We start from the raw sequence: 2478 nt of genomic DNA, 5'->3' as shown, positions 1-2478 counted from the left end.
TTCCGGAAAGAAATCATAAAAGTGAATAAGAATGAGATATCCGACAGGGCGGTGAATTTGGCTGGAACCATCAAGACTGCACCGGATATCAAGAGTTTGTCAAGGAGCTGAATCTGACTGGAATCATCATCCGGAGGAAAAGAACTTCTATCTCCGAAGAAATTTTGAGAAAGAATACGATGTGAGTGGGACACCATTTCTCTCAGAACTTTGTGATCCGGAAGATGCAGACAACCTGATTATCTATGGTCATCATATGAGTTCAGGAAAAATGTTTGCAGCTCTGGATCGTTATAAGTCAGAAGAATTCTATCAGGAACATCCGATCATCCAGTACAGCACACTTCATGGGAAGGAACAGTATCAGATCATAGCAGCCTTTGCTGTTCCGGTGTATACCGGGCATGATTTTGAATACTACTCTTTTACCAAGGCAGAAAATGCTGAGGATTATCTGGAATTTGTCAAAGAATGTAAAAAACGGTCATATTACGACACAGGTTATACAGCCCGGTATGGAGATAAACTGATCACTCTTTCTACCTGTGAGTATTTGCATAAAAACGGGCGGATGGTTGTAGTTGGATGCAAAATCAATACAAATGAATTGAAATAGCAATGATTGTGTATTATAATAATAAAAAAGAAATGGAGGAATAATGAATGGCTAGTACAATTCAAGTACGTGTTGATGATGAGTTAAAGAGTAAGTCAGACCAGTTGTTTAAAGATCTTGGCACAGATACTACTTCTGCAATTCGGATGTTTTTGACACAAGCTGTTGCAAATAACGGTTTCCCATTTGAGATAAAACGGGTGGAGCATAATCCGTATGCTGCCATGTCTGAAGAAATGATGTTGGAGAAACTGGAGAAATCAAGAGTATCTGCATCAAAGGGTAACTATCGATATGCGGATGCTGTTATTGCTGATATGAGGGAAAAGTATGGAATATAAAGTAGTAGTAACAGCAGATGCAGAAGAAGATCTAAATCAATACATCAGATATTTGCTTATGGTGAAAAAAAGTGATCAGGCGGCGAAAAATGTTTTGGATGATTTTGAGGCTACTATTCGGAGCCTTAAAAGTGTTGCAGGAAGTTTGAAGCCGTGTGATAATCCTCGATTAAAAGAACTGGAGTATCGAAGGATAAATTTTCTTTCACATAGGTATTTTATGCTGTATCGAATTGTTGAGGATATTGTGTTTGTAGATAATATTTTTCATGAATTACAGGATTATGAAAACAAAATGATTTAATTGAAAATGGGATTCTTAGGAAAGGTCATTTACCGTGAAGACGATAGATGGCCTTTTTCTTATGTCTTTTTCGATGGAAAGGAGGCAGTATAATGAAGGAATTATATATACCATCCTCAGATGGAAAGAATCAGTTGCATGTTGTTATTTGGGAACCCAATATTACAGTAATTGGAATTGTTCAGATTTCTCATGGAATGATTGAATACATAAAACGCTATGATGAATTTGCAAGGTACTTAAACCAATATGGTATTCTTGTAATTGGGAATGACCATCTTGGTCATGGAGAAACGGCAAAAATAGATGACGATTTGGGGTACTTTTGTCCAAGCAACATGAGTGAAACTGTCGTTGCAGATTTATATGAAGTAACCCGTTTTGCAAAGAAAAATTACCCTAATGTTCCTTACTTCTTGTTTGGACACAGTATGGGGTCATTTATGGCAAGGCGCTATATAATGACATATGGAAATGAGTTGGATGGAGTGATTATTTCCGGAACAGGCAACCAGTCTGGAAGTGTACTGAAAGCTGGTAAAATAATGGTATCGCTGACTAAATTCTTTAAGGGAGACCGCTATAGATCCAAGATGCTGAAAAATATGTTTTTCAGCAAATTTAATAATCATATTCCAAACGTCAGGACATCAAATGATTGGCTTACAAAGGATGAAACTATTGTTGATAGATATAACACAGATAAGTATTGTACATATTCCTTCACGGTAAATGGATACCGTACTTTATTGGACGTGCTGTCATTCATACAGAATTCAAATAATATTGCAAAAATACCGAAGAACCTTTCTGTATTTTTGATTGCAGGAGAAGAAGACCCTGTTGGTAATTATGGAAAAGCAGTTAAAAATGTTTATGAAATCTACAAAAAAGCAGGAATTAAGGATATTTCGATAAAACTTTATAAAAATGACAGACATGAATTGATCAATGAGACAGACAAAGAAGACGTTTATGACGATATCAGGCATTGGCTGATTTGTCATTTGTAATTTGATTTATTTTTTGTTCAGTGTGGAAAATATGCGAGTTTGGTATAATATTTTTCAAACGAATGGAATGATATACATAGGTAATTGCGAAACTCGCTAAGCTCGTTCGCAATTCTGAACCAAAACAAGGATGAATTCGTGCAAAGCACGAATTCTGGAATGAAATGTAGATAACCGGACATTTTAGGTGCACTTTAATAAGGC

General features: G+C 36.2%; 4 protein-coding genes. All 4 read left to right on the top strand.

The window, feature by feature from the left end; genetic code table 11:
- The first annotated feature begins 181 nt into the window (after positions 1–181).
- The 4 genes from FYJ57_RS14925 (at position 182) to FYJ57_RS14910 (ending at position 2274) form a co-directional block, all read left to right on the top strand.
- Positions 182–616 (top strand): class B sortase, encoded by a 435-nt coding sequence (locus tag FYJ57_RS14925; RefSeq protein WP_328597504.1) that lies wholly within the window; start codon positions 182–184, stop codon positions 614–616.
- A 47-nt stretch (positions 617–663) separates the two neighbouring features.
- Positions 664–957, top strand: coding sequence for a type II toxin-antitoxin system RelB/DinJ family antitoxin (locus FYJ57_RS14920; protein WP_154433266.1), 294 nt, complete (start codon positions 664–666; stop codon positions 955–957).
- Entirely contained in the window at positions 947–1261 is a 315-nt protein-coding gene (locus FYJ57_RS14915; protein WP_154433265.1) for a type II toxin-antitoxin system RelE/ParE family toxin, read from the top strand. Before FYJ57_RS14920 ends, FYJ57_RS14915 begins: the two co-directional genes overlap by 11 nt.
- A gap of 92 nt (positions 1262–1353) precedes the next feature.
- Complete coding sequence (locus FYJ57_RS14910; protein WP_087281279.1) at positions 1354–2274, top strand: alpha/beta fold hydrolase; 921 nt, start codon at positions 1354–1356, stop codon at positions 2272–2274.
- Positions 2275–2478: the final 204 nt, after the last annotated feature.

Source organism: Oliverpabstia intestinalis (assembly GCF_009696065.1).
Lineage (GTDB): Bacteria > Bacillota > Clostridia > Lachnospirales > Lachnospiraceae > Oliverpabstia > Oliverpabstia intestinalis.
This window is presented reverse-complemented; position numbering and strand designations above follow the sequence as displayed.